This window comes from Roseateles sp., from assembly GCF_044373315.1.
In the GTDB taxonomy this organism is placed as follows: Bacteria; Pseudomonadota; Gammaproteobacteria; order Burkholderiales; family Burkholderiaceae_C; genus JACDQM01.
This window is the reverse complement of the sequence record NZ_JBILQK010000005.1, coordinates 46,704-71,333: the sequence shown is the minus strand read 5'-3', so window position 1 is coordinate 71,333 and position 24,630 is coordinate 46,704. Positions and strand designations below refer to the sequence as shown.

Sequence of the window (24,630 nt, the reverse complement as noted above, 5' to 3'; positions counted from 1 at the left end):
GATGCCTATGCGCGTCCGCGATGTTTACAATTGACGTTTACGTAAACGTAACTTGACCGTCTCGCCGGTCCTCAACCTGGAGTCAGCGCCCATGCAGCCTGCGGATCCGCTCTACGCACAGCGCCTGCGCGACTCCTTTGAGCGTCAGGCCGTGATGAAGACGCTGGGTGCCGAGCTGGATTCGGTTCAGCCGGGCAAGGTGTGCATCACGATGTGGCACCGGCCTGAACTGACACAGCAGCATGGGTTCCTGCATGCGGGCATCGTGTCGACGGCGCTGGACTCGGCCTGCGGCTATGCGGCCTATAGCCTGATGCCTGAAGAGGCGGCCGTGCTGACCATCGAGTTCAAGGTCAACCTGATTTCGCCTGCCCGCGGCCCCTGGTTTCGATGCGAGGCCGAGGTGCTGAAGCCCGGCCGCACGATCTCGGTCGTCGAAGGTCGGGTCTGGGGCGCCGCTGACCCCGGAGACAAAACACCTCGAAAGCTGGTGGCCAGCATGAGCGCCACCGTGATGACTGTTCTGGGCCGCGATGGCCTGAAATACTGAAGCAGCGAACCCGACACACAAAGGAGACTCTGATGAACCTGCCCGGCCTGAACTTCCAACTTGGCGAAGACATTGACGCGCTGCGCGATGCGGTGCGCGAGTTTGCCCAAGCCGAGATCGCCCCGCGTGCGGCCGAGATCGATCGCAGTGACCAGTTCCCCATGGACCTGTGGCGCAAGATGGGTGATCTGGGCGTGCTGGGCATCACCGTCGGCGAGGAATACGGCGGCGCCAATATGGGCTACCTCGCGCACATGGTTGCGATGGAGGAGATCAGCCGCGCCAGCGCCTCGGTGGGCCTCTCTTACGGCGCGCACAGCAATCTGTGCGTCAACCAGATCAAGCGCAACGGCAACGACGCGCAACGCGCCAAATACCTGCCCAAGCTGATCAGCGGCGAGCATGTCGGCGCGCTGGCGATGAGCGAGCCCGGCGCCGGCTCCGACGTGCTGAGCATGAAGCTCAAGGCCGAGGACAAGGGTGGCTACTACCTGCTCAACGGCAGCAAGATGTGGATTACCAACGGCCCTGACGCCGACACCCTGGTGGTCTACGCCAAGAGCGAGCCCGAGCTGGGCGCGCGCGGCGTCACTGCCTTCCTGATCGAGAAGGGCATGCAGGGCTTCAGCATCGCGCAGAAGCTCGACAAGCTGGGTATGCGCGGCAGCCACACCGGAGAGCTGGTGTTCCAGAACGTCGAAGTGCCGGCCGAGAACGTGCTGGGCGGCGTCAACAACGGCGCCAAGGTGCTGATGTCGGGCCTGGACTATGAGCGAGCGGTGCTCACCGGTGGCCCGCTGGGCATCATGCAAAGCGTGATGGACAACGTCATTCCCTACATCCACGACCGCAAGCAGTTCGGCCAGAGCATCGGCGAGTTCCAGCTGATCCAAGGCAAGGTGGCCGATATGTACACCGTGCTGCAGGCCGCGCGCAGTTTTGCCTACACGGTGGCCAAGAACCTGGATCTGCTGGGCGTCGAGCATGTTCGCCAAGTGCGCAAGGACTGCGCCTCGGTGATCCTGTGGACCGCCGAGAAGGCCACCTGGATGGCTGGCGAAGGCGTGCAGATCTTCGGCGGCAACGGCTACATCAACGAATACCCGCTGGGTCGCCTGTGGCGCGATGCCAAGCTGTACGAGATCGGCGCGGGCACCTCGGAGATCCGCCGCATGCTTATCGGCAGGGAGTTGTTTGCCGAGACCATGTAATGGTCGAGGGCACCGACAACAAGCCGCGAAGCGGCGCCGTTGCGCCGAAAACTCATATCCGCGCCGAGGATGTGAGTTTCAGCCAGGTGATGTGACCGGCCACGTGGCTACGGTTGGAGATTTGTGCACTGCGACAATGCCCGCATGAGTACGGAACTGCAGGAGCTGCTTGACAGCAACAAGACCTGGGCCGCCGAGACCGAATCTCGCCAGCCCGGGTTCTTCACGCGACTGCTCAAGCAGCAATCGCCGCAGTACCTGTGGATCGGCTGCGCCGACAGCCGGGTGCCTGCCAATGAGTTGGTGAACCTCTTGCCTGGTGAGTTGTTCGTGCATCGCAATGTCGCCAACGTCGTCGTGCACTCCGATCTCAACTGCCTCTCGGTGATGCAGTTCGCGGTCGATTCACTCAAGGTCAAGCACATCATCGTGGTCGGCCACTCGAACTGCGGCGGCGTCAAGGCCGCACTGCTGGATCGTCGCGTGGGCCTGGTCGACAACTGGTTGCGCCATGTGCAGGACGTGCGCAACCACCATCAGGATTGGTTGGACTCGCTGCTGCCCGATCAGCGCGTCAACGCACTGTGCGAACTCAATGTGCTGGAGCAGGCCCGCAATGCCTGCCAGACCACCGTGGTGCAAGAGGCCTGGGCGCGCGGCCAGGACGTGGTCGTGCACGGCTGGGTCTATGGCTTGCACAACGGCCTGCTGGAGGATCTGCGCATCACCGTCGCGGCACCGGACGGCTTGAATCCGGCGTTCCAGCGAGCCCTGAGTTCGCTCAAGCAGCGTTACCAGGCCGCTCGACTCAGCTTGACCAGCTGAGGCACCGAGCCCCGGAGCCCTTGATGTTTCCACAGAAGCTGACCGACTCCCGCGCGTTCGAGATCGCGCAAGCGATGCTGGGCAGCTTCAATCGCCACTACCGGCTGTTCCGCGCCACCACGGCTGAGGCCAAGCGCCGCTTCGAGCAGGCCGACTGGCATGGCCAGCAGAAGGCGCAGCGCGAGCGCATCGAGTTCTACGACAAGCGCGTGGACGAAGGCATCGCCCTGCTGGAGGAGCGCTTCCTAGCCAGCCAGCTGCCGATGGAGGTCTGGCAGCAGGTCAAGCTGCACTACATCGGCCTGCTGACCGATCACCATCAGCCCGAGCTGGCCGAGACCTTCTTCAACTCGGTCTGCACGCGCATCCTGCACCACAGCTACTTCCAGAACGATTTCATCTTCGTTCGCCCTGCCGTCTCGACCGAATACATCGAGAACGACGAACCCGCCGCGCGACCGACCTACCGCGCCTACTACCCGACCCGCGAGACCCTGCGCGAGACCATGATCCGCATGGTCGACAACTTCAGGCTCGAAGTCCAGTTCGAGGACCTCGGCCGCGACATCGACCATGTGCTGGGCGCGGTGCAGAAGGAACTCGGCCTGTTCCGCTGGCGCACCAACTTCCAGATCCAGGTGCTGTCCTCGCTGTTCTATCGCAACAAGGGCGCCTACCTGGTCGGCAAGATCATCAATGGCTTCACCGAGACGCCCTTCGCGCTGCCCATCCTGCACAAGCGCAATGGCCGGCTCTACATCGACGCGGCGCTGTTCGGCGAGGACGATCTGCTGATGCTGTTCAGCTTCGCGCGGGCCTACTTCATGGTCGACATGGAGATCCCCAGCGCCTATGTGCAGTTCCTGCGCTCCATGATGCCCAGGAAGCCGCGCGCCGAGCTGTACAGCGCCATTGGCCTGCAGAAGCACGGCAAGAACCTCTTCTACCGCGACTTCCTCTCACACCTGCGGCACTCCTCGGACAAGTTCCGTATCGCGCCCGGCATCAAGGGCATGGTGATGCTGGTGTTCGACCTGCCCAGCTACCCCTTCGTCTTCAAGCTCATCAAGGACTACTTCCCGCCGCAGAAGGACACCAGCCGCGAGCTGATCCAGAGCAAGTACCTGCTGGTGAAGCAGCACGACCGCGTCGGCCGCATGGCCGACACGCTGGAGTACAGCAATGTGGCCTTTCCGCGCGTGCGCTTCGAGGAAGAGCTGATTCAGGAGCTCAAGACCTTCTGCCCCAGCCTGCTGGAAGAACAGGGCGAGGACCTGGTGCTCAAGCATGTTTACATCGAGCGCCGCATGGTGCCGCTGAACCTCTACATCCAGGAAGCCACACCCGAGCAGCTGCAGCATGCGGTGGTCGAATATGGCAATGCGATCAAGGATCTGGTGGCGGCCAATATCTTCCCAGGCGACATGCTGTGGAAGAACTTCGGCGTCACCCGCCACGGCAAGGTGGTGTTCTACGACTACGACGAGATCGAATACCTGACCGAGTGCAACTTCCGCCGCGTGCCTGCGCCGCGCAACGAGGAAGAAGAGATGTCAGGCGAGATTTGGTACAAGGTCGGCCCGCGCGATGTCTTCCCCGAGACCTTCGGCCCCTTCTTGCTGGGGCGTCCGGGCGTGCGCGAGGTCTTCATGAAGCACCATGGCGACCTGCTCGAGGCCGAATTCTGGCAAGGCCACAAGGATCGCATCCTGGCCGGCCATGTGCATGATGTGTTTCCCTACGAGGCGCACAAGCGCTTCGATGCCGAGCCCTCGTCGAGCCTGGCCCCGCTGCCTGAACCCGCCGAGCCTGACTACCGCGAACTGCCCATTCAATAGTCTTTACAAGGAGCCTCACCATGTCTGATCCCATCGTCATCGTCTCCGCCGCCCGCACGCCGATCGGCGGCCTGCTGGGCGACTTCGCCGGCCTGCAGGCCTGGGAGCTGGCCGCTGTCGCCATCAAGGCTGCGGTCGAGCGCGCCGGTGTGCCCGGCGACGCGATCAACGAAGCCTTCATCGGCAACTGCCTGATGGCCGGCCAGGGCCAGGCCCCGGCGCGCCAGGCCGTGCTGAAGGCCGGTCTGCCGCAATCGGTGGGCGCGGTGACCTTGTCCAAGATGTGCGGCGCCGGCATGCGCGCCACCATGTTCGCGCACGACACGCTGAAGGCTGAAAGCGCCGACATCCTGATCGCCGGCGGCATGGAGTCGATGACCAACGCGCCGCACCTGATGTTCGCGCGCAAGGGCATTAAGTACGGCGCAACGCAGATGTACGACCACATGGCGCTGGACGGCCTGGAAGACGCCTATGAGCGCGGCAAGGCCATGGGCGTGTTCGCCGAGCAATGCGTGGCCAAGTACGCCTTCACGCGTGAAGCGCAGGACGCCTTTGCGGTGGCGTCCACCGAGCGCGCCAAGCGCGCCAACACCGATGGCAGCTTCGCCTGGGAAATCGCGCCGGTGACGGTGGCTGGCCGCGCGGGCGAACAGGTGTTCGACAAGGACGAGCAGCCCTTCAAGGCCAAGCTCGACAAGATCGCCGGCCTCAAGCCCGCCTTCAAGAAAGACGGCACCATCACAGCCGCCACGTCCAGCTCGATCTCTGACGGCGCTGCTGCCCTGGTGCTGATGCGCGAGAGCCATGCGGCCAAGCTGGGCCTCAAGCCGGTGGCGCGCATCGTCGGCACCGCGGTGCACGCCAATGCGCCTGAATGGTTCACCACCGCGCCCGTCGGCGCGATCGACAAGCTGCTCAAGAAGAACGGCTGGGACGCCAAGAGCGTCGATCTGTGGGAAGTCAACGAAGCCTTCGCGGCCGTGACCATGGCTGCGATGGCCGAGTTCAAGCTGCCGCACGAGATTGTCAACGTCAACGGCGGCGCGGTGGCGCTGGGCCACCCGATCGGTGCCTCGGGCGCCCGCATCATCGTCACGCTGCTGGGCGCGTTGAAGCACCGCGGCCTCAAGCGCGGCGTCGCGGCGCTGTGCATCGGCGGCGGCGAGGCGACGGCAATGGGCGTCGAGCTGATCTGATGAGCCAGCAGAAGATCCTGATCATCGGCGGCTCGCGCGGTATCGGCCTGGAACTGGTGCGCCAGTACCGCGCCGCCGGCGATCAGGTCGTGGCCACGGCCCGCAGTGATGCGGGCCTGGCCGCGCTGCGCGAGCTGGGCGCCACCGCGCTCAAGCTCGACGTGGCTGACACGGCCAGCGTTTCCGGCCTGGCCTGGCAGATCGACGGCCACCACTTCGACACCGTGGTGATCAGCGCCGGCATCTTCGGCCCGCGAAGCCAGGGTTTGCAGACACCCACCGAGGTGGACTTCGATGCCGTGATGCACACCAATGTGCTGGGCCCGATGCGGGTGCTGCCACAGTTGGTCGATGCGCTGGCGCCGCAGGCACGCCTGGCCGTCATCTCCTCGCGCATGGGTTCCATCGGTCTGCGGGCCGGCACGCATGGCTGGCTCTATCGCGCCTCGAAGGCAGCGCTCAACTCGCTGTTGAAGGACGCCTCGCTGGAACTGGCCGGCCGTGCCATCTGCATCAGCTTCCATCCAGGCTGGGTGCGCACGGATATGGGCGGTGAGGGTGCCGACATCGAGGTTGCCACCAGCGTGGCCGGCATGCGCACCGTGCTGGCCACCCTCAAGCCCGAGCACAACGGCTGCTTCTTCAACTACGACGGCCAGACGCTGGATTGGTGAGGCGGCGATGACGCTGGAGCAAGCACAGGCCTTTTTCGAGCGCTACCGCGACGCCTTCAACGCCGGCGATGGCGACGCTGTTGCCGATCTGTGGCACAGCCCTAGCGCGATCACCGACAGCCGCGACGGCGTGGCGCGCGTGACCTGCTGGGCTGAAGACGCGCCGATGCGCGCCAATATGCAGGCGCTGTGCGGCGTCTATCGCGATGTGGGGCCGCATGGCTGGGCGTTTGAGATTCGCGATCATGTGCCACTGGGCCTCAATCACGCCTTTATCAATGTTGCCTGGACGCTCAAGCGTGCCGGCGGCGAAGTACTGCAAGAGTTCTGCACCGGCTACCAGCTGGCCCAGCTGCCGGCCGGCTGGAAGGTGTTGTTCTGCACCGCGTACCAAGAAGATTTAACGGAGACCCGAAACCATGCTGCTCAGTGACGACCACCGCGCCATCCAGGACGCGATTCGCTCTTTCGTGCAAGACCAGATCGCGCCCAAGGCGGCTGGGTGGGACAAGAGCCACCAGTTCCCGGCCGCTGAACTGAAAGGTTTGGCCGAGCTCGGCTGCTACGGCGTGGCTGTGCCTGCCGAGTACGACGGCGCCGGCCTGGACTATCTGGCGCTGGCCGTGATCCTGGAAGAGATCGCCGCCGGCGACGGCGCCACCTCCACCGTGGTCAGCGTCAACAACTGCCCGGTCTGCTCGATCCTGATGGCCTTCGGCAACGAGGACCAGAAGCAGCGCTTCCTGAAGCCGCTGGCACGCGGCGACATGCTGGGCGCCTTCTGCCTGACCGAGCCGCATGTGGGCTCGGAGGCCGGCGGGCTGAAGACCACGGCTGTGCGTGACGGCGATGACTATGTGATCAACGGCGTCAAGCAGTTCATCACCAGCGGCAAGAACGGCGATGTGGCCATCGTGATGGCCGTCACCGACAAGGCCGCCGGCAAGAAGGGCATCAGCGCCTTCCTGGTGCCCACCAACACGCCCGGCTATGTGGTCGCCCGCATCGAAGACAAGATGGGCCAGCATGCCAGCGACACCGCGCAGATCAATTTCGAGAACTGCCGCGTGCCGGCCGCCAACCGCCTGGGCGACGAAGGCCAGGGCCTGAAGATTGCGCTCTCGGGCCTGGAGGGCGGCCGCATCGGCATCGCCAGCCAAAGCGTGGGCATGGCGCGCGCGGCTTTCGAGGCGGCGCTGCGCTACAGCAAGGACCGCAGCAGCTTCGGCCAGCCGATCTTTCAGCACCAGGCCATCCAGTTCAAGCTGGCCGACATGGCCACGCAGATCGAGGCCGCGCGCCAATTGATCTGGCACGCGGCCGCACTGAAGGATGCCGGGCAGCCCTGCCTGAAGGAAGCAGCCATGGCCAAGCTGTTCGCCAGCGAGATGGCTGAGAAGGTCTGCTCCGACGCGATCCAGATCCACGGCGGCTACGGCTATGTGTCGGACTTCCCGGTCGAGCGCATTTACCGCGATGTGCGTGTCTGCCAGATCTACGAAGGCACTTCGGAAGTGCAGAAGATCCTGATCGGCCGAGCCCTGGGCTGAGCTGGCGCCTGGCCGCTCACCGCGAAGCTGCTGCGCGCAGGCCTTGATCTGGGCTTGATGGGCCCGCAGCGCCTGCGGCACTGCGGGCTCTCATGGCTGCGCTCAGTTGCAGGCCGGGTACTTGGCCTGGTGGGCGGCACGCACGGCGGGCGGGGTGTAGTCCTCGAGGCTCGGCGTGTTGTTGGTGAAGCTGCAGCCGTAGCGCCCGTCGGCCAGGGTGGCCGGCGTCAGCACATCATCGCCGGCAGGCTTGGCGCCGCCTGCTTCCCACTGCACCATCGCATTGAAGGCCGAAGCCGCTTCGGCCGCGGTGAACGCGCAGTGCCCCACATCGCGGATGGCGCGCTGCACCAGCCATTTGTCATTGCCCTTGGCGGTGGCGCGCTGCCGGTAGACCTGCTCCATGTGGAAGGGCACGAACAGATCGCCCAGCGTGTGGATGGTGACCACCGGCACGCTGAACTCGCCGTTGACCTGCGGAATCCAGCGCAGCCCGTCGCGGCGCTGCCGGTTGGCGTCGGCCACCGCGCTGATCTTCAGCAGGCCGGCGTTGAAGCTCTGCTCGGCGGCGCTGAGCGTGCCGCTGGTGGTCTCGAAGCGGTAGGTGATGCCGGTGGTGTCCAGCACATTGGCGTTCAGGATGCCGTTGATGGTGCCATCGCCACCCAGCGAGGCCCAGACATTGCCCTGGTTGGCAGGATCGGCCCAGCCTTCGGCATAGAAGGGGCGCGGGCCGCCGGTCATGTTCATCACGATGGCCTTGAGCCTGTCACCCTGGGCATTGCTCTGGGTGGGGAAGCGGCTCCACAACGCGGCCTGGATCACTGGTGCCTTGGCGGCCCAGTCACTGACCGGGAAGCTGGTGGCGCCGACGCCGGCCAGCTGCATGGCGGCCAGCTGGTAGCCGCCGAAGTAGTTGAACAAGGCGTTGTCGCCGACCACGCCGCACATCGGCACGGCGCCGTTGTAGCTCACCTTGTTGACGGCATTCTCCAGCGCCTCCTTTTCGATGGCTGCGGCCGCGATATGCCCGCCCATCGAGATGCCGGTGATGAAGATCTTGCTTGGCGCGGCCAGCGTGCGGCCCTTCTCGGCAGCGATCTTGTTGAAGGCCAGCGCCAGCGCATTGGTGTCTTCAACGCCGGCGCGCACGTCGTAGTAGTTCTTGCTGTAGCTGGACGCGGCCCAGGCAAAGCCGTTCTCCACCAGGTGGCGGCGCATGATGGGGTTGCCCACCGTGAGCGCCTCGCCGGTGCCGGCATAGCCATGCGCCCACATCACCAGCCGGCCATTCCAGTTCTTGGGCACCTCGATGCGGTAGGCCGAGCCGTTGAGCACGCCGACCCAGCGGTCGGTCTCGACCGAGCTGCCCGGCAAGGCGGCGAAGCCGGTCTCGATCACCGGCTTGAAGATACGGCTGTCCTGCGGGCGTACCGGTTCGGGTTCCGGGTCGGAGCCGCCGCAGGCGCTGAGAAGTGCCGTTAGGGCTAGAGCGCCAAGGCCGATTCGGCGGTAGCCGCCGCCTTCGTGGGTTGCGTGTTGCTTGTTCACCGATGTCTCCAATGTTTTTGTGTGTGTACGCCAACAAGGGCGCGCTGCGACGCTATCGCCGTGAGGCGGTCGCAGTCTGTCCGGCAGGCGACAGCGTGGCGGCACCACGGTCTTCGTCGGCGTGCTTGAGGGTTTCACAGGGCTGGCATCGCGGCTCCGCTGGGCTAGGCTTGGGGCACCATGAATCTGCGAGCCGCCATCCACTTCTATTTCGACTTCTCGTCGCCGTATTCCTACATCGCTTCCGAATGGCTGGAGGCCGTCGCCGCGCGCCACGGCCGGCGCGTGCAGTGGCACGCGATGCTGCTGGGCGCCACCTTCCAGGCCGCAGAGCTGAAGCCGCCGACAGGCTATCCGATCAAGCGCGACTATGTGCTGCGCGACTTCGAGCGCTCGGCCCGTTTCGCCGGACTGCCCTACAGACAGCCCGAGCGCTTCCCCATCGCCACGCAGAACGCGGCGCGCGTGTTCTGGTGGCTGGACGCGCAAGACCCGGCACGCGCCGTGGCCTGGGCCCATGCCGGGCTGCGCGCCTATTTCGCGCGCGGCGTTCAGCTGGACGATCCGGTGCAGCTCAAGGCGCTGGCGGCCGAGAGTGGCATCGATGCCGACACCGCTGAAGCCGCCTGGCAGCACCCGCATTGGAAGGAACGGCTGAAGGCCGTCAACGAGCAGGCCATCGCCAGCGGCGTGTTCGGCGCGCCTTTCTTCATCGTCGACGGCGAGCCCTTCTGGGGCAATGACCGGCAGGCGCAGATCGAGCAGTGGCTGGGCTCAGGCCCGTTGAAGGGCCTGTGAGGAGGGGCAAAGCTTCACGCCTAAGGCCCAGCGTCTGTGGGGGAGTGGGGCGCCGTCACAGTACTGTCATGAACCCAAGGGAAGCTGTCAGCCTCCCCGTCTAATCAGGTTTCCGCAATGGCCAAGGACTTCTCAAGCATGGAGGACAGCAACCGCTCCTCCAACCCCAGCATTCACGACATCAGCGAACCCAGCCGCCGCACCTTGCTGCGCGGCACCGCTGCTGCAGCGTTCCTGGCCCCTTTGAGCGGACTGACTGCGTTGACGGCCCTGAGCGGCTGCGCCAGCAGCGGCGCCGGCGGCAAGGCAGCGGGCAGTGGGCCCTTGCTGGGCTTCAGCAGCATTCCCATCAGCAATGTCGACAGCGTCACCCTGCCGCCCGGCTATGTGAGCCAGGTGATCGCGCCCTGGGGCGATCCGGTCGGCCTGTCCGGCGAAGCACCCGCCTTCAAGCCTGACGGCAGCAACACTGCCGCCGAGCAGCTGGCGCAGTTCGGCATGCACCATGACGGCATCCACTATTTCGCGATCGACGGCTCGAAGAGCGGCCTGCTGGTGATGAACCACGAGTATGTGGACGATGGCCTTCTGCACCGCGATGGCTTGGCGCAATGGTCGGCCGAGAAGGTCCGCAAGGCGCAGGCCGCGCATGGCGTCAGCGTCTGCGAGGTGACGCAGAAGGATGGCCGTTGGCAGGTGGTTCTGCCTTCGCCCTGGGCGCGTCGCATCACGGCCAGCACGCCGATGGCGGTCAGCGGCCCGGCTGCCGGCCATGCGCTGATGAAGACTGCCGCTGACGCGAGCGGCCGCCGCGTGCTGGGCACGCTGAACAACTGCGGCAGCGGCATCACGCCCTGGGGCACCTACCTGACCTGCGAAGAGAACTTCATCTTCTACTTCAAAGGCCCCGACACCCCCAGCGCGCACGAGGCCCGCTGGGGCCTGCGCAAGGGCGACCCGGTGGGCTACCGGTGGCATGAGCATGACGAGCGTTTCGATGCCATCAAGCACCCGAACGAGCCGAACCGCTTCGGCTGGGTGGTCGAGATCGACCCGATGAACCCCAGCAGCACGCCGGTCAAGCGCACCGCGCTGGGCCGCGCCGCGCACGAAGGCGCTACCGTGGCACTGACGCGCGACCGCCGTGCGGTGGTCTATATGGGCGAGGACGCGCGCTTCGAGTACATCTACAAGTTCGTCAGCCGCGATGCGGTGAAGCCCGGTGGCGCCGCCGCCAACCGCGAGCTGCTGGACCATGGCACCTTGTACGTGGCCCGCTTCGACGCCGAGGGCCGCGGCCGCTGGCTACCGCTGGTGCATGGCCAGGGCGGTCTCGACGCGTCCAAGGGCTTTGCCGACCAGGGCGAGGTGGTGGTCAAGTCGCGCCAGGCCAGCGATCTGCTGGGCGGCACCAAGATGGACCGTCCCGAGTGGATTGCCGTTGACCTGCAAGGCTGGGTCTACTGCACGCTGACCAACAACAGCAACCGCGGTGGCAAGGACCAGCCGGGCGTGGATGCTGCCAACCCGCGCGCCAACAACAGCCAGGGCCACATCATCCGCTGGAAGGAAGATGGCGACCACGATGGCCTGACCTTCCAGTGGAACCACTTCGTGCTGGCCGGCGACCCCTTCAACGAGCGTGCCGAAGCCAAGGGCAACGTCAAGGGCGACACCTTCGCCTGCCCGGACGGCCTGTGGGTCGATGGCCGCGGCGTGCTGTGGATCCAAACCGATATGTCCACCTCGGCCATGGGGAAGGGCGAGCTGGCGGTGATGGGCCAGAACCAGATGCTGGCTGCTGATCCGCAGACCGGCGAGGTGCGCCGCTTCCTGACCGGCCCGGTCGGCTGCGAAGTCACCGGCGCCACGATGACGCCCGACGGCCGCAGCATGTTCATCAACATCCAGCACCCGGGCGAAAGCCCCAGCGAGCGCAGCGATCCGGCCCAGCCTGATCGCTTCTCCAACTGGCCCGACAAGCGCCCCGGCGCCCGCCCGCGCTCGGCCACCGTGGTGATCCGCAAGGCGGACGGCGGCCTGGTCGGGACCTGAGCGACGTACAGCTTAGACGCTAGCGCCTGGGCTCGCTCACAGCAGGCCCAGGTCGCGCGCCTTGACGCCGCCGGGGAAGACACGTGCCAGCGCTTCGGCCGAGAGGCCGAACTGGCGCTGCCAGAGGCCGGCCATCAGCACGCGGTAGTCGTTGAGCACCGGATAGTCGCGGCCCTGGTGCAGCGTCTGCGCCTTGAGTTGCACCTGCTCGCCCACCACGCCGGATCGCGCCAGGCCGCCGCCCAGCAGCCAGTAGCAGCTGCCATGGCCGTGGTCGGTGCCGCGGTTGCCGTTCTCGCGGAAGGTGCGGCCGAATTCGCTGATCACCAGCACGGTGGTCTGGGCCCAGCGCTGCGGGCCTAGCTCGCCGGCAAAGCCGGCCAGGCCGCGGCCCAGTTCTTCGAAGCGCGTGGCCAGCAAGCCGGTGGCTCCACCCTGGCCCACATGGGTATCCCAGCCGCCGATGTCGACGAAACCCAGCTGGAAGCGGCCGCGCATCAGGCGCGCAATGCGGCGCGCTTCGAGCTCGAAGCCCTTGGCGTCGATCAGCGGGCTGCGGCTGGCCGGGTCCATGCCCTGGCGCAGGCGTGCGGGGTCGAGTTCGCGCGCCACTTCCTCGCGCAGCGCAAAGCCTTCCTGCACCCGGGGCGCCAGCGCCTGCTCGCGATACATGCGCGTGAGCAGCTCGCGCGATTTGGCATCCACGGCAGGGCGCGGGCCTTCGCGCAGCGCCTGGTTGCCGATCTTGGCGCTGCCGCGAAAGGCCACCGGCAGCTGGTCGGTGAAGGAGATCGCCTGCCCGGCGCCCAGCTCCAGCGCCAAGCGGTTCATGAAGCCGCTGCTGAAATCGCGGCTGCCGGCCAGGGGTTGGCCTAACTCGATGCTGTCCTGAGTTTCGAAATGGCTGCGGCTCAGGTCTTCGTCGAAGCCGGCGAAGGGGATGAAGGCCGCCTGGCCCGCTTGCAGCAGCGGGTAGACCGAGTCGCGCAGCGCCGGGTGCAGGGCCCAGTCAGCGTCCAGCGGCAGGGCCGCGTCGGCACCACTGCCGGGCCGGGCGATGGAGATGCGCGGCCGCTGCTCGTAATAGAAGGAGCTGGCATGCGGCACCAGCAGGTTCGTGGCGTCATAGCCGCCGCGCAGGAAGACCAGCAGGAAGCGCGGCGCATGGGGCGCTTCGTCCGCCGCGGCATAAAGCTGGGTCGTGCTGCCGCCCAAGGTGGCGCCCAGCGCGCTGGCCAGCAGAAGCTGGCGTCGATTCATCATCAGCATTGTCATGGGGATCGTTTCCTCAGCGCAGCATGAACTCAGGCGCGCTCAGCAGCAGCGCGTTCCACTCGGTGCCAGGCCTTGCCTGGGCCAGGGCCTCGCGGCTGTTGGCGCTCAGCCTGGCCTGCAGATGCTGCTGGAATAGCACGCCGTCCAGCGCCTGCTTGGGCGTGCTGCCCGGCGCCGGGGCCTTGCCGCCTTCCGGCGTGAAGAGCACGGCCAGTCCCTGACCAGAGCCCAAGGTGCGCGCCAGCTCGAAGCGCGTGCTCAGCTGGCCGGCGCTGTTCCAGGCTTCGGCCGCCATCGGGTAGCCGTCGGGCGTGACCTTGTCGTACAGACCTTCGCCCAGGCGCCGCAGCCAGGCCTGGATCGGCGCGCTGTTCACGATCACCGGGCCGCCTGTCGCCGGCAGCGGATAGGCCGCGCGCAGGGCGGACAGCAGATAGTGCTGCGGGTCCTTGAACTGGCGCGGCGCCTGTGCGAACTCGGGTGCCAGCAGCAGCGGGCGCAGCGTGGCGGCGATGTCGCCGCGGCTGGCGCTGAAGGCTTCGGCCATGCGCTGCTGCAGTGCGGGCGGCGCCTCGCCCAGCAGGTAGTTCGAGAGCTTGCGCGCGATGAAGCGTGCGGTGGAGGGGTGGGCCACCAGCAGGTCCAGCACCTCGTCCAGCTCCTCGGCGCCGCGGCCCTTGATGCGATGGCCCAGCACGGTCTTGTCGCCGAAGTCGTGGCGCGCCGGGTTGAACTCGAACAGGCCCTCGCGGCGGTACAGGGCCTCATGCTCGGGCTTGAGCTTGGGACGGCCGGGCTCGATGCGCACGCCGAATCCGGTCAGCACGCGCGCCAGCTCCTGCACGTCCTGTTGGGTGTAGCCGCCGTCCACGCCCAGCGTGTGCAGCTCCAGCAGTTCGCGGGCGTAGTTCTCGTTGGGCTTGCCGGCGCTGTTCTGGTCGTTGTCCAGGTAGCGCTGCATCGCCGGGTGGCGAGCCACCGCGCCCAGCATCTGGCGAAAGGAGCCCAGCGCCTGCGGCCGCAGCGCGTTTTCCTCGTAGTCGGCCAGCAGCGCGCGCAGCTCGCGCTTGTACTGGTGCACATTGAAGTGGTTGAACCAGAACCAGGCGATGTTCTCCTGCAGCTGCTGTTCGCTGTAGAGCTGGCGGAGCAGCTGGCGGTGGCCGGCCTGGCGGGCCAGACGGTTCAGCTCGTTCTGGTAGGCCTGGCGGGCGGCGCGGCGCTCTTCCTCTGTGGGTGGCTTGTCCTGGTCGCGGCGAAGTTGATCGACTTGCTGCGCCAGCGTCAGCGCGTCGCTCTGCTGGATGCTCAAGGCGTCGATCTGACCCTGCGCGGCTGGCAGCAGCGGCCGGCGCGGGTCGGCGCGCAGCTGGCGCTCCACATACGCGCCCCAGCCCAGTCGCTGAGCTTCATCCAGCTGCGCTGCGGTGGCGCCCCAGCCGATGCGGTTGACGGCGTGGAACAGCGCGCCGGGTGCCTCGAATTCCGCCGGCGCCTTCGGGCTGCCGGCACAGCCGGCTAGCACCAGCAGGGCGCCGGACAGGGCTGTTTGCAGCCACAGCCGCCGAGGGTGGCCGGACGAAAGAGGCAGAGCGGGCTTGAGCATCGCGCGAGCATGCCAAGCCCGGGGCAGGCTTGTCCACTGACTTTTTCTCAGCCCCTCATGCCGGGCAACACCTGCCCCCTTGTGCTTTCAGAGCTCAGCCACGCTCTTGATGCGCGTCGGCAGTGCCACCGTTTGGACTGCGGCCGCGGCCGCGCGGCCGTGGAAGCGATCCAGCAGCTCCTGCCATTGTGCGCGCACTGTCACCACATTGGCCAGCTTCACATGGCCGTAGCCGCGGATCTTCTCAGGCAGGCGGGCAAGTTGCACGGCGAGGTCCAGCTTGTCGGCGCTGAGATGCGCCAGCAGCTCGTCGATCAGGGCCTCGTAGTCCGTGATCAGCTGGCGCTCCATGCGGCGCTCCTCGGTCTTGCCGAACAGGTCCAGCGCCGTGCCGCGCAGGCGCTTGAAGCGCGCCAGGGTCTGCAGCGCCTTGAAGGTCCAGGAGCCCATCTCGATCTTCTTCACCCGGCCGTCTGCGCCGGCCTTGGCCAGCAGCGGCGGTGCCATGTGGAAGGACAGGGACTCCCAGTTCTCGAACTGCGCCTTCAACGCGGCTTCGAACTTGCCGTCGGTGTAGAGGCGGGCCACTTCCCACTCGTCCTTGATCGCCAGCAGCTTGGCGTAGTAGCGCGCAACGGCCTTGGTCAGGCGCTCCGCCTTGCCGGCTTCGCCCAACTGCGCTTCGGTGGCGCGCACGCGCTCGACCAACTTCAGATAACGCTGTGAATAGGCGGCGTCCTGGTAGTCGGTCAGCAGGACCACGCGGCGTGCGATCAGGCCTTCAGGGCCGTCGAGGCGGTCGTTGTTGGGCAGGAACTTGACGGCCTGCACTTCGTTGCCCGCCAGGCGTCGGAGCGCCTCGGGCGCGGCGATTGCCAGCCGGCCCAGCGCGAAGGCGGTCTTGTTGCCTTCCACCGCCACGCCGTTGAGCTCGATCGCGCGCATCAGCGCCGCTTCTGAGAGTGGCACCAGGCCGCGCTGCCAGCAGGCGCCCAGCATCACTATATTGCTGGGCATCGCATCGCCCATCAGATCGTTGACGATGGTCTGCGCGTCGATGCTGCTCAACAAGCTGGCATCGCCGCCGACTGCATGCTGCATCTTGGCCAGCAGCGAGGGTGCTTGCAGGCTGGCATCAGGGTTGCGCACAAAGGCTGCTGTTGGCAGCTCATGCGTGTTGGCCAGGATCACCGTGCGGCCGGGCTTGACCGTGCCCAGCGCATCCGGGCTGGCGCCGACCACCATATCGCAGGCCAACAGCACATCGGCTTGCTGGGTGTCGATGCGCACCTGGTTAAGCAGGTCCTGCGTCGGCGCCAGGCGTACGAATGACAGCACCGAGCCGCCCTTCTGCGCAAAGCCCATGAAGTCCAGCACCGAGGCCTGCTTGCCTTCCAGATGCGCGGCCATTGCCACCAGCGCGCCGACCGTCACCACGCCGGTGCCGCCCACGCCGGTGACCAGCAGGTCGAAAGGACCTGTCCACTGCCAGGCGGCTGGCGCTGCGATGGCGGCGATCTCGCGTGCCAGGTCTTGCTGGGTGAAGCCCGAGCCCACCTTCTTCTTCAGCTGGGCGCCATGCACCGAGACAAAGCTGGGGCAGAAGCCGTTGACGCAGCTGAAGTCCTTGTTGCAGCTGCTCTGCTCGATGGCGCGCTTCCGGCCCAGGTCGGTCTCCACCGGCACGACGGACAGGCAGTTGCTGGCCTGGCCGCAGTCGCCGCAACCTTCGCAGACCTGCTCGTTGATGAAGATGCGCTTGGGCGGATCAACGAATTCCTTCTTCTTGCGGCGGCGGCGCTTCTCGGCCGCGCAGGTCTGGTCGTAGATCAGCACCGTCACGCCCTCGATCTCACGCAGCTCGCGCTGTACTGCATCCAGCTCGCTGCGGTCGTGGAAGGTGGTGTGGGCGGGGAACAGACCGTGGTGGTCGGCGTACTTGCCGATCTCGTCGGAGACGATCACCAGGCGCTTGACGCCTTCAGCCTCCACCTGGCGGGCGATCTGCGGCACGCTGGTCTGGCCGTCCACCGGCTGGCCGCCGGTCATCGCCACCGCGTCGTTGTAGAGGATCTTGTAGGTGATGTTGGCCTTGGCCGCGATGGCCTGGCGGATGGCCAGGTAGCCGGAGTGGTAGTAAGTGCCGTCGCCCAGGTTCTGGAACACATGCTTCTCGGTGGTGAAGCGGCTGTGCGCGGCCCAGTCCACGCCCTCTGCGCCCATCTGGATTAGGCCCGAGGTGCCGCGCTCCATCCAGCTGGCCATGAAGTGGCAGCCGATGCCGGCCAGCGCGCGCGAGCCCTCCGGCAGCTTGGTGCTGGTGTTGTGCGGGCAGCCCGAGCAGAAGTAGGGCTGACGGCGCACGCCGTCGGCCGCGTTGGACAGCAGGCAGGGGGTGAGGAAGTCCACCACTAGATGGCGTCGGTCCAGCGCGGGGTTCAGGCGTGCCAGCCAGTCGGCCACCGTGTTCATGATGCGGCTGGGGCGCAACTCGCCCAAGGCGCTCAAGACCTGACCCCCATGCTCGTCGGTCTTGCCGACCACGCGTGGGCGCTGGGCGTCGGGCAGGTGGTAGAGCAGTTCCTTGATCTGGCGCTCGACCACCGGCGCCTTCTCCTCGATCACCAGCATGTCGCTCAGACCTTGGGCGAACTCGCGGATCCGCGTGGATTCGAGCGGGAATACCAGGCCCACCTTGTAGACGCGCACGCCGGCGGCGGCCAGCGCATTGGGGTCAAGGTCCAGGCGGCGCAGCACTTCCATGAAGTCGTAATGCGCCTTGCCGACCGTCACGATTCCTAAGGTGGCGCGCGGGCTGACGACGATGTGTTTGTCGATGCTGTTGAGCTTGGCAAAGGCCTTGACCGCATTCAGCTTGTGCTCCAGCCGCGTCTCCAGCTCCAGCGAGGGCAGGTCCACCGCGCGGATGTGCAGATCGACCGGCGGCTGGTGATCGACCGGCAGCTGGAAGTCCAGCGGCACCGTATCCAGGTCCACCGTCATGCCGGACTCGACCACTTCCGAGATCGCCTTGAAGCCGACCCAGGTGGACGAGAAACGCGACAGCGCCCAGCCGTAGAGCCCGAATTCAAGGTATTCGGCCACATTGCCCGGATGCACGATGGGCATGTGCCAGGCCTGCAGCGCCAGATCGCTCTGATGCGGTGTGGATGAGGACACGCAGCCATGGTCGTCGCCACAGACCACCAACACGCCGCCTTGTGCGGAGGTGCCGTAGACATTGCCGTGCTTGAGCGCGTCCCCCGAGCGGTCCACGCCCGGCCCCTTGCCGTACCACATGGCAAACACGCCATCGACGACGCGCTTGGGGTCCAGCGCCACGCGTTGCACGCCCAGGCAGGCGGTGGCGGCCAGGTCTTCATTGATGGCCGGCAGGAAGTTGACCTGCGCCGCATCCAGGAACTTCTTGGCCTTCCACAGCTGCTGGTCCACCATGCCCAGCGGGCTGCCGCGGTAGCCGGACACAAAGCCGGCGGTCTTCAACCCGGCCTGCTCGTCCAGCGCCTTCTGTGCCAGCAGCAGTCGCACCAGGGCCTGGGTGCCGGTCATGAAGACGGCACCACTCTTGGCGCCGAGGTTGTCCGACAGCTTGTAGTCGCGCAAGGCGGGGCTTGCAGCGCGGGCGAGATCGGCGATGGCTTCGGACATGGCGGCTCCTGACTCAGGTCAAGCGGAAACGAGGTGCCGAATTTTTGGCCCGGCGACTGAGAGTTTCTTGCCTGAGTGGTCGCCATGCAACTTTGTTTTGAGAGAATGTCTCTCAAGGATGGCATAAATGGAAAGCGAACGTTTCGATCGGGCGACAAAGCAGATTCTCGAAGCCCTGCAGGCCGATGGGCGCCTGTCCACCCAGGCCCTGGCCGACAAGGTCGGGCTGTCGGCCACGCCGGTGTGGCGTCGCGTGAAGGATCTGGAAGACAGCGGCGTGATCCGCCGCCATGTGGCCCTGGTGGACCGCGAGAAGCTGGGCCTGAACATCTGCGTGCTGGCCAATGTCAGCCTGGTGCGGCACAGCGAGGGCGCGGTGGAGCAGTTCGAGCAGCTGGTGCAGACCAGCCGCGAGATCATCGAATGCCACGGCATCACCGGCGAGGCCGACTATGTGATCAAGGTGGTGGTGCCCGATATGAAGGCTTACGACCAGTTCCTGCAGAGCCGCATCTTCAAGGTGCCCGGCGTTGCCAGCGTGCGCAGCAATGTGGTGCTGCGCGAGGTCAAGTACGAGACGGCGCTGCCGGTGTCCTGAGGCTCAGTGGCCGTCGACGTCTTCCTGCAGCACGGCCAGCACATCGGAGTGGAACTCGCGCTGGTAGAGGATGTAGATCACTCCCAGCGTGGCCAGCATCATGGCAAAGGGCGAGAAGAACCAGGCGATGGCTGCGAAGGAGATGTAGTAGGCGCGCAGCCCGTCGTTGAAGGTTTCCGCGGCCAGCGCGACGATGTGCCCGGCTCGGTCGGCAAAGGCCTCGCGTGACAGGCTTGGGTCGGCGGCGAAGCGGTCATGGCCGGGAGCGGCCGCCACCAGTAGCGCGCCGAAGGTGTACTGGCGCATGCTCCAGGTGAAGCGGAAGAAGGCATAGACGAAGATGCCGGCCAGCAGAATCAGCTTGAGGTCGAACACCAGCGTCGAGGTGCTGGCTGCGAAGGGGATTTCCCGCACCAGCTCGCTGGCCTGGTCGCTGGCCCCCAGCACCGCCAACAGGCCGCCGATGATCAGGATGGTGGTCGACGCGAAGAACGAAGGGCTGGTCGACAGGCTCTGCATCACGATGCCGTCGACCACCCGCACCTCGCGGTAGGTGACCTCCAGCATCCAGCGGTGCCGTTCGCGGTTGGTGGCCGCCAGCAGCGAGCCGCGGCTGACCGCATTGCGCCGCGCGAACTGCGCGTAGCCGATCCAGGCCGCGAAAAACACCAGCAGGGCCACCCAGTCAAGCCAGGGCAGGAAGGCGAGGACAGCAAGCAGGTTCTCCATGGCCTGAAGTCTAGGCCCCGGCTCAGGCGGCGAGGTCGAACACCAGCACCTCGGCGTCCTCGCCAGCGCTCAAGTGCAGCTGCGATTCGCCGCTGATTTGCAGCGCATCGCCGGCCGCCAGCTCTTGGCCGTTGACGGTCAAGGCGCCGCGGATCAGGTGGACATAGCTCTTGTGCGCCGGCGCCAGCGACAGCGTCGCCTGCTCGGCGCCATCGAACAGCCCGGCGTAGAGCCAGGCGTCGGCACTCATGCGCACCGAGCCATCGGCACCGTCAGGCGAGGCGACCAGGCGCAGCTGGCCGCGCTTGTCGGCCGCGTCAAAACGCTTCTGCTCGTAGCCGGGCGGAATGCCGCGCTGGTTCGGCTGGATCCAGATCTGCAGGAAGTGCGTCTGCTGGCCGGGGGCGTTGTTGAACTCGCTGTGCATCACGCCGCTGCCGGCGCTCATGCGCTGCACGTCGCCGGGGCGGATCACGCCAGCGTTGGCGCCGCCGGGCTTGCCGTTGCCCATGCTGTCCTGGTGCGCCAGTTCGCCGGCCAGCACATAGCTGATGATTTCCATGTCGCGGTGGCCGTGCGTGCCGAAGCCGCTGCCGGCGGCGATGCGGTCTTCATTGATGACGCGCAAGGCGCCGAAGCCCATGCGCTTCGGGTCGTAGTAGTCGGCGAACGAGAAGCTGTGGAAGGACTTCAGCCAGCCGTGGTCGGCGTAGCCGCGGTCGCAGGACTTGATCAGTTCGAGCATGGCGGGGTCTCCTGGTTTGATGCTGTAGCAACTGTAGGCGGGCAGGCCGTTGCGAGGGGCGTGTCGGCTTGAAGCGAGCGTTCAAATAAGATGAATCCCATGCCGAACTCAGACAAGACATTCGCTGACAAGACCGGACACAAGCGCCGCGTGCTGACGCCTGAGGCGCTGTCCATGATGGACAGCATCGCGCGCACCGGCAGTTTCGCCGCCGCCGCGCGCGAGATGGGCAAGGTGCCGTCGGCGCTGACCTACAGCGTGCGTCAACTTGAAGAAGCGCTGGATGTGCTGCTGTTCGACCGCAGTTCGCGCCAGGCCGTGCTGACGGCTGCCGGCCAGGAGCTGCTGCTCGAAGGCCGGCGCCTGCTGCAGGAGATGGACGCGGTGGCTAACCGCGTGCGCCGCATCGCCACCGGCTGGGAGAGCGAGCTGACGGTGGCCATCGACGATGCCATCGCGCGCCGCGCGGTGTTCGACCTGATGGAAGCGTTCTACCAACTGCCGGTGGACGAGACCCCCGAGGCGCCGCGCGGCCCGCCGACGCGGCTGAAGCTGCGCGTCGAGGTGATGGCCGGCACCTGGGAGGCGCTGACCTCGGGCCAGGCCGATCTGGCCATCGGCACTTCGGCCCAGGCGCCGGGCGGCAGTGTCTACACCGAGCCGCTGGGCGAGATGGAGATGCTGTTCTGTGTCGCGCCGCACCATCCGTTGGCCAAGCTTGACGAACCGCTGTCCGCGGCCACGATGGCCGAGCACCGCATCATCACGGTGGCCGATTCCGCGCGCAGCCTGGCGCCGGTCACGGCTGGCGTGATCCCCGGCCAGGAGGTGCTGACCATGCCTTCGATGGCGGCCAAGCTGGAGGCCTTGCTCCGTGGGCTGGGCTGCGGCTCCCTGCCATCGCCGATGGTGCGGCGCCATGTCGAGGCCGGCCGCCTGGTGGCCAAGCGGACCTATGTGGAACGGCGCGCCTTCCAGCTGCACTATGCCTGGCGCAACACCGGCCATCCGCCAGCCAAGGCGCTGGCCTGGTGGCTGCAGCAGCTCAAGAGCGGCGCCACCCGCCAGGCCTTGCTGCTGCAGCATGAAGGGCTGTTGCTCTGAGCACAGCCATGGGTCGCTGCTTCGGACGTTTTGCGCCATCGCCCACCGGCCCGCTGCACGCTGGTTCGCTGGTGGCGGCGCTGGCCAGCTGGCTGGATGTGCGTGCGCAGGGCGGCCAGTGGCTAGTGCGCATCGAGGATGTGGACACGCCGCGCTGCGTGCCCGGCGCCGACCGGCTGATCCTGCAGCAGTTGGCCGCGGTGGGCTTGCTGCCCGATGCGCCGCCGGTCTGGCAATCGCAGCGCGGCGATCTCTATGCCCAGGCGCTGTCGCGGCTGCAGCAGGACGGCTGGGTCTATGGCTGCGCCTGTTCGCGCAAGGAGATCGCAGTCGCGCAGGGTCAGGCGCAGCAGCGCCATGGCGAGCTGGTCTATCCCGGCACCTGCAGGGCGGGCACGCAGGGCCGTGAAGCACGCGCCTGGCGCCTGCTCAGCACGGGAGATCACGCTGGCACCGAGCCGCTGCTGATCGACTGGACCGACCGCCGGCTCGGGCCGCAGCAGCAGCGTCTGGACACTGCCGTTGGAGATTTCGTGCTCAAGCGCGCCGATGGCCTGTGGGCCTATCAACTGGCGGTGGTGGTGGACGACGCGGCGCAGGGCATCACGCATGTGGTGCGCGGCGAAGACCTCGCCGACAACACGCCGCGCCAGATTCGCCTGCAGCGGCTGCTGGGCCTGCCGACGCCGGCTTATCTGCACACGCCGCTGGTGCTGGGCGCCAATGGCGAGAAGCTCTCCAAGCAGAACGGCGCCGCGGCGCTGGACCTGGCTGACCCGCTGCATGCGATCCGCCAGGCGGCCGCCGTGCTGGGCCTGCGCCTGCAGTCGGCCACGCTGGCTGAGGCCTTGGCGGAAGCCGTGGCGCAATGGCCGGACGCGCTTGGTGGCATGATGCCGTCCGCATCTGTTTCAACACGCAAGGAATCCCCATGAACACCACCTCCAGCGGCCTGCAGTACGAAGACACGGTCGTCGGCGAAGGCGCCGAAGCCAAGGCCGGCCAGGACGTGTCGGTCCACTACACCGGCTGGCTCTACAAGGACGGCCAGCAGGGCGCCAAGTTCGACTCCAGCCTGGACCGCGGCGAGCCCTTCGACTTCGAGCTCGACGGCGGCATGGTGATCCGCGGCTGGGATGAAGGCGTGCAGGGCATGAAGGTCGGCGGCACCCGCGTGCTGCTGATCCCGCCGCAGCTGGGCTACGGCGCGCGCGGCGCAGGCGGCGTGATTCCACCCAATGCGACGCTGAAGTTCGAGGTCAAGCTGCTGGGTGTTTCCGGTGGCCCCGAGGCCGTGCACCTGAATCTGCAGGAAACCGCCAGCGGCCTGAAGTACCAGGACACCGTGGAAGGCAGTGGCGCCGAGGCCACCAAGGGCCAGCGCGTCACCGTGCATTACACCGGCTGGCTCTACAAGGACGGCGCGCGCGGCAAGAAGTTCGATTCCAGCAAGGACCGTCGTGATCCCTTCCGCTTCCGCCTGGGCGGCGGCGAGGTGATCCAGGGCTGGGACGAGGGCGTGGCCGGCATGAAGATCGGCGGCACCCGCATGCTGGTGATCCCGCCTGAGCTGGGCTATGGCGAATACGGCGCCGGCGGCGTGATTCCGCCCAATGCCGTGCTGCTGTTCGAGGTGGAGCTGCTGGCCGTCTGATCGGCTGAGCCCGCGCGCGGTTTAGGCGAAGCAAGGCACTGGCAAGCGACATGGCCGAGCCGGTGAATCCGCGCCCGCATCCGCAGTCCTTGCGAATAGCCATCGTCGGCGCCGGCCGCCTGGGCCAGACGCTGGCGCGCGCGCTGGCCGCGCAGGGCTGCCAGATCGTCGCGGTGGCCAGCCGCTCGATGCCGGCCGCGCAGGCGCTTGCGGCTCGGCTGCCGGCTTGCGCGGCGCTGCCCATCGAGGAGGCAGCCGCTGCGGCCGAGCTGGTCTTCCTGACGGTGCCCGATGACGCCATTGCGGCGACAGCGTCCGCGCTGCGCTGGCGTCCGGGGCAGCGCGTGGTGCATTGCAGCGGTGCCACCGAGCTCGCGGCGCTGGCGGCTGCGCAAGAGCGGGGCGCGCTGGTGGGCGGCTTCCATCCGCTGCAGATTTTTTCCGACCCCGAGCGCGCGCTAGCGCTGCTGCCCGGCAGCACGGTGGCGATCGAGGCCGAGGGTGGGCTGGCTGACGAGCTGCACGCGCTGGCCGCACTGCTGGGCCTGCAGCCTCTGGCGCTGCGCCCCGGCACGCGTGCGGCCTATCACGGTGCTGCCAGCTTTGCGGCGAGCTTTCTGCTGTCGATGCTCGACGAGGCGGCCCTGGTCTGGGAGGCCATCGGCCTGCCCCGCGAGCAGGCCTTGCGATCCTTGTTGCCGCTGGCCCGCGGCACGCTGGATGCCGCCGAGGCCAAGGGTCTGGCGCAGGCCTTGGCCGGGCCGATCTCGCGCGGCGATCTGGGTGTGGTGGCGCGTCACCTGCAGGCCTTCGATGCGCTCGGTGCGTCCCATGGGCAGTTCTACCGCGAGCTGTCACGCCGGCAGCTGGTCCTGGCGTCCGAAAGCCAGCGGCTGGATGCCCAGACGCTGGCACGGCTCGAAGCCTTGCTCAAAAGCAGATAGGCTCTTGTCAGGCCATCGTCAGCGCTGTCGTTGAGGGTTCGGGCTGGCGCCAGGA

Annotated in this window: 21 protein-coding genes and 1 pseudogene; 16 read left to right on the top strand and 6 right to left on the bottom strand. The window is 66.8% G+C overall.

Going from position 1 to position 24,630, the window contains the following annotated elements:
• The first annotated feature begins 91 nt into the window (after positions 1-91).
• From ACIQ67_RS02530 to ACIQ67_RS02495, 8 genes are all read left to right on the top strand, one after another.
• The gene (locus tag ACIQ67_RS02530; protein WP_397532776.1) at positions 92-550 is read left to right on the top strand and encodes a PaaI family thioesterase; all 459 of its coding nucleotides are present in this window, start codon (positions 92-94) and stop codon (positions 548-550) included.
• Between the two features lie 32 nt (positions 551-582).
• Positions 583-1,761 (top strand): isovaleryl-CoA dehydrogenase, encoded by a 1,179-nt coding sequence (locus ACIQ67_RS02525; RefSeq protein WP_397532775.1) that lies wholly within the window; start codon positions 583-585, stop codon positions 1,759-1,761.
• A 144-nt stretch (positions 1,762-1,905) separates the two neighbouring features.
• On the top strand, positions 1,906-2,586 hold the full coding sequence (gene can / locus ACIQ67_RS02520; RefSeq protein WP_397532774.1) for a carbonate dehydratase: 681 nt from the start codon (positions 1,906-1,908) through the stop codon (positions 2,584-2,586).
• Positions 2,587-2,609: 23 nt separating this feature from the next.
• Complete coding sequence (gene aceK / locus ACIQ67_RS02515; RefSeq protein ID WP_397532773.1) at positions 2,610-4,424, top strand: bifunctional isocitrate dehydrogenase kinase/phosphatase; 1,815 nt, start codon at positions 2,610-2,612, stop codon at positions 4,422-4,424.
• 20 nt (positions 4,425-4,444) lie between these two features.
• Positions 4,445-5,623 carry an acetyl-CoA C-acyltransferase gene (locus ACIQ67_RS02510; protein WP_397532772.1) on the top strand — a complete coding sequence of 393 codons (1,179 nt, stop codon included), beginning with the start codon at positions 4,445-4,447 and terminating at the stop codon, positions 5,621-5,623.
• Positions 5,623-6,297, top strand: a complete 675-nt coding sequence (locus ACIQ67_RS02505; RefSeq protein ID WP_397532771.1) for an SDR family oxidoreductase — start codon at positions 5,623-5,625, stop codon at positions 6,295-6,297. The genes ACIQ67_RS02510 and ACIQ67_RS02505 overlap by 1 nt, the downstream gene beginning before the upstream one ends.
• Positions 6,298-6,304: 7 nt before the next feature.
• Positions 6,305-6,730 carry a hypothetical protein gene (locus ACIQ67_RS02500; RefSeq protein WP_397532770.1) on the top strand — a complete coding sequence of 142 codons (426 nt, stop codon included), beginning with the start codon at positions 6,305-6,307 and terminating at the stop codon, positions 6,728-6,730.
• The gene (locus ACIQ67_RS02495) at positions 6,717-7,847 is read left to right on the top strand and encodes an acyl-CoA dehydrogenase family protein (protein ID WP_397532769.1); all 1,131 of its coding nucleotides are present in this window, start codon (positions 6,717-6,719) and stop codon (positions 7,845-7,847) included. Before ACIQ67_RS02500 ends, ACIQ67_RS02495 begins: the two co-directional genes overlap by 14 nt.
• Positions 7,848-7,949: 102 nt before the next feature.
• Here ACIQ67_RS02495 and ACIQ67_RS02490 read toward each other — a convergent pair whose 3' ends face one another.
• Positions 7,950-9,398: an alpha/beta hydrolase gene (locus ACIQ67_RS02490; protein WP_397532768.1), complete on the bottom strand. Its 1,449-nt coding sequence runs from the start codon at positions 9,396-9,398 to the stop codon at positions 7,950-7,952.
• 180 nt (positions 9,399-9,578) lie between these two features.
• Between ACIQ67_RS02490 and ACIQ67_RS02485 the strand changes: the two genes are divergently transcribed.
• Both ACIQ67_RS02485 and ACIQ67_RS02480 read left to right on the top strand, forming a co-directional pair.
• The gene (locus tag ACIQ67_RS02485; protein ID WP_397532767.1) at positions 9,579-10,196 is read left to right on the top strand and encodes a 2-hydroxychromene-2-carboxylate isomerase; all 618 of its coding nucleotides are present in this window, start codon (positions 9,579-9,581) and stop codon (positions 10,194-10,196) included.
• A gap of 117 nt (positions 10,197-10,313) precedes the next feature.
• On the top strand, positions 10,314-12,251 hold the full coding sequence (locus ACIQ67_RS02480; RefSeq protein WP_397532766.1) for a PhoX family protein: 1,938 nt from the start codon (positions 10,314-10,316) through the stop codon (positions 12,249-12,251).
• Between the two features lie 36 nt (positions 12,252-12,287).
• Here the strand turns inward: ACIQ67_RS02480 and ACIQ67_RS02475 are convergent, their stop codons facing one another.
• The 3 genes from ACIQ67_RS02475 to ACIQ67_RS02465 all read right to left on the bottom strand — a co-directional run bounded on the left by ACIQ67_RS02475 (position 12,288) and on the right by ACIQ67_RS02465 (position 18,801).
• On the bottom strand, positions 12,288-13,511 hold the full coding sequence (locus tag ACIQ67_RS02475; protein ID WP_397532765.1) for a DUF1501 domain-containing protein: 1,224 nt from the start codon (positions 13,509-13,511) through the stop codon (positions 12,288-12,290).
• Positions 13,512-13,539: 28 nt separating this feature from the next.
• Positions 13,540-15,132, bottom strand: coding sequence for a DUF1800 domain-containing protein (locus ACIQ67_RS02470; RefSeq protein WP_397532764.1), 1,593 nt, complete (start codon positions 15,130-15,132; stop codon positions 13,540-13,542).
• Positions 15,133-15,219: 87 nt separating this feature from the next.
• On the bottom strand, positions 15,220-18,801 hold the full coding sequence (locus ACIQ67_RS02465; protein ID WP_397532763.1) for an indolepyruvate ferredoxin oxidoreductase family protein: 3,582 nt from the start codon (positions 18,799-18,801) through the stop codon (positions 15,220-15,222).
• A gap of 127 nt (positions 18,802-18,928) precedes the next feature.
• On the opposite strand from ACIQ67_RS02465, the gene ACIQ67_RS02460 reads away from it, so the two are divergent.
• A complete protein-coding gene (locus ACIQ67_RS02460) occupies positions 18,929-19,399 on the top strand; it encodes an Lrp/AsnC family transcriptional regulator (protein WP_397532762.1) in 471 nt (156 codons plus the stop codon).
• Positions 19,400-19,402: 3 nt separating this feature from the next.
• Here ACIQ67_RS02460 and ACIQ67_RS02455 read toward each other — a convergent pair whose 3' ends face one another.
• Positions 19,403-20,128 carry a DUF599 domain-containing protein gene (locus ACIQ67_RS02455; protein ID WP_397532761.1) on the bottom strand — a complete coding sequence of 242 codons (726 nt, stop codon included), beginning with the start codon at positions 20,126-20,128 and terminating at the stop codon, positions 19,403-19,405.
• 22 nt (positions 20,129-20,150) lie between these two features.
• Positions 20,151-20,873, bottom strand: a complete 723-nt coding sequence (locus ACIQ67_RS02450) for a pirin family protein (RefSeq protein ID WP_397532760.1) — start codon at positions 20,871-20,873, stop codon at positions 20,151-20,153.
• Between the two features lie 99 nt (positions 20,874-20,972).
• Between ACIQ67_RS02450 and ACIQ67_RS02445 the strand changes: the two genes are divergently transcribed.
• From ACIQ67_RS02445 to ACIQ67_RS02425, 5 genes and pseudogenes are all read left to right on the top strand, one after another.
• On the top strand, positions 20,973-21,977 hold the full coding sequence (locus ACIQ67_RS02445) for a LysR family transcriptional regulator (protein WP_397532759.1): 1,005 nt from the start codon (positions 20,973-20,975) through the stop codon (positions 21,975-21,977).
• Between the two features lie 8 nt (positions 21,978-21,985).
• Complete coding sequence (gene gluQRS / locus ACIQ67_RS02440; protein ID WP_397532758.1) at positions 21,986-22,912, top strand: tRNA glutamyl-Q(34) synthetase GluQRS; 927 nt, start codon at positions 21,986-21,988, stop codon at positions 22,910-22,912.
• A pseudogene (locus ACIQ67_RS02435) lies at positions 22,909-23,253 on the top strand (FKBP-type peptidyl-prolyl cis-trans isomerase); the annotation flags it as partial. The gene gluQRS and the pseudogene ACIQ67_RS02435, both read left to right, overlap by 4 nt.
• Positions 23,254-23,283: 30 nt before the next feature.
• Positions 23,284-23,631 carry an FKBP-type peptidyl-prolyl cis-trans isomerase gene (locus ACIQ67_RS02430; protein ID WP_397532809.1) on the top strand — a complete coding sequence of 116 codons (348 nt, stop codon included), beginning with the start codon at positions 23,284-23,286 and terminating at the stop codon, positions 23,629-23,631.
• Positions 23,632-23,681: 50 nt separating this feature from the next.
• Positions 23,682-24,575 (top strand): Rossmann-like and DUF2520 domain-containing protein, encoded by an 894-nt coding sequence (locus ACIQ67_RS02425; RefSeq protein ID WP_397532757.1) that lies wholly within the window; start codon positions 23,682-23,684, stop codon positions 24,573-24,575.
• Positions 24,576-24,630 lie beyond the last annotated feature (55 nt).

Coding starts and splice junctions, on each gene's coding strand:
- ACIQ67_RS02500 (WP_397532770.1), top strand. CDS start 6,305: ATGACGCTGGAGCAAGCACAGGCCTTTTTCGAGCGCTACCGCGACGCC.
- aceK (WP_397532773.1), top strand. CDS start 2,610: ATGTTTCCACAGAAGCTGACCGACTCCCGCGCGTTCGAGATCGCGCAA.
- ACIQ67_RS02475 (WP_397532765.1), bottom strand. CDS start 13,511: ATGAATCGACGCCAGCTTCTGCTGGCCAGCGCGCTGGGCGCCACCTTG.
- ACIQ67_RS02425 (WP_397532757.1), top strand. CDS start 23,682: ATGGCCGAGCCGGTGAATCCGCGCCCGCATCCGCAGTCCTTGCGAATA.
- ACIQ67_RS02485 (WP_397532767.1), top strand. CDS start 9,579: ATGAATCTGCGAGCCGCCATCCACTTCTATTTCGACTTCTCGTCGCCG.
- ACIQ67_RS02525 (WP_397532775.1), top strand. CDS start 583: ATGAACCTGCCCGGCCTGAACTTCCAACTTGGCGAAGACATTGACGCG.
- ACIQ67_RS02480 (WP_397532766.1), top strand. CDS start 10,314: ATGGCCAAGGACTTCTCAAGCATGGAGGACAGCAACCGCTCCTCCAAC.
- can (WP_397532774.1), top strand. CDS start 1,906: ATGAGTACGGAACTGCAGGAGCTGCTTGACAGCAACAAGACCTGGGCC.
- ACIQ67_RS02470 (WP_397532764.1), bottom strand. CDS start 15,132: ATGCTCAAGCCCGCTCTGCCTCTTTCGTCCGGCCACCCTCGGCGGCTG.
- ACIQ67_RS02460 (WP_397532762.1), top strand. CDS start 18,929: ATGGAAAGCGAACGTTTCGATCGGGCGACAAAGCAGATTCTCGAAGCC.
- ACIQ67_RS02445 (WP_397532759.1), top strand. CDS start 20,973: ATGCCGAACTCAGACAAGACATTCGCTGACAAGACCGGACACAAGCGC.
- ACIQ67_RS02505 (WP_397532771.1), top strand. CDS start 5,623: ATGAGCCAGCAGAAGATCCTGATCATCGGCGGCTCGCGCGGTATCGGC.
- gluQRS (WP_397532758.1), top strand. CDS start 21,986: ATGGGTCGCTGCTTCGGACGTTTTGCGCCATCGCCCACCGGCCCGCTG.
- ACIQ67_RS02450 (WP_397532760.1), bottom strand. CDS start 20,873: ATGCTCGAACTGATCAAGTCCTGCGACCGCGGCTACGCCGACCACGGC.
- ACIQ67_RS02510 (WP_397532772.1), top strand. CDS start 4,445: ATGTCTGATCCCATCGTCATCGTCTCCGCCGCCCGCACGCCGATCGGC.
- ACIQ67_RS02495 (WP_397532769.1), top strand. CDS start 6,717: ATGCTGCTCAGTGACGACCACCGCGCCATCCAGGACGCGATTCGCTCT.
- ACIQ67_RS02455 (WP_397532761.1), bottom strand. CDS start 20,128: ATGGAGAACCTGCTTGCTGTCCTCGCCTTCCTGCCCTGGCTTGACTGG.
- ACIQ67_RS02465 (WP_397532763.1), bottom strand. CDS start 18,801: ATGTCCGAAGCCATCGCCGATCTCGCCCGCGCTGCAAGCCCCGCCTTG.
- ACIQ67_RS02530 (WP_397532776.1), top strand. CDS start 92: ATGCAGCCTGCGGATCCGCTCTACGCACAGCGCCTGCGCGACTCCTTT.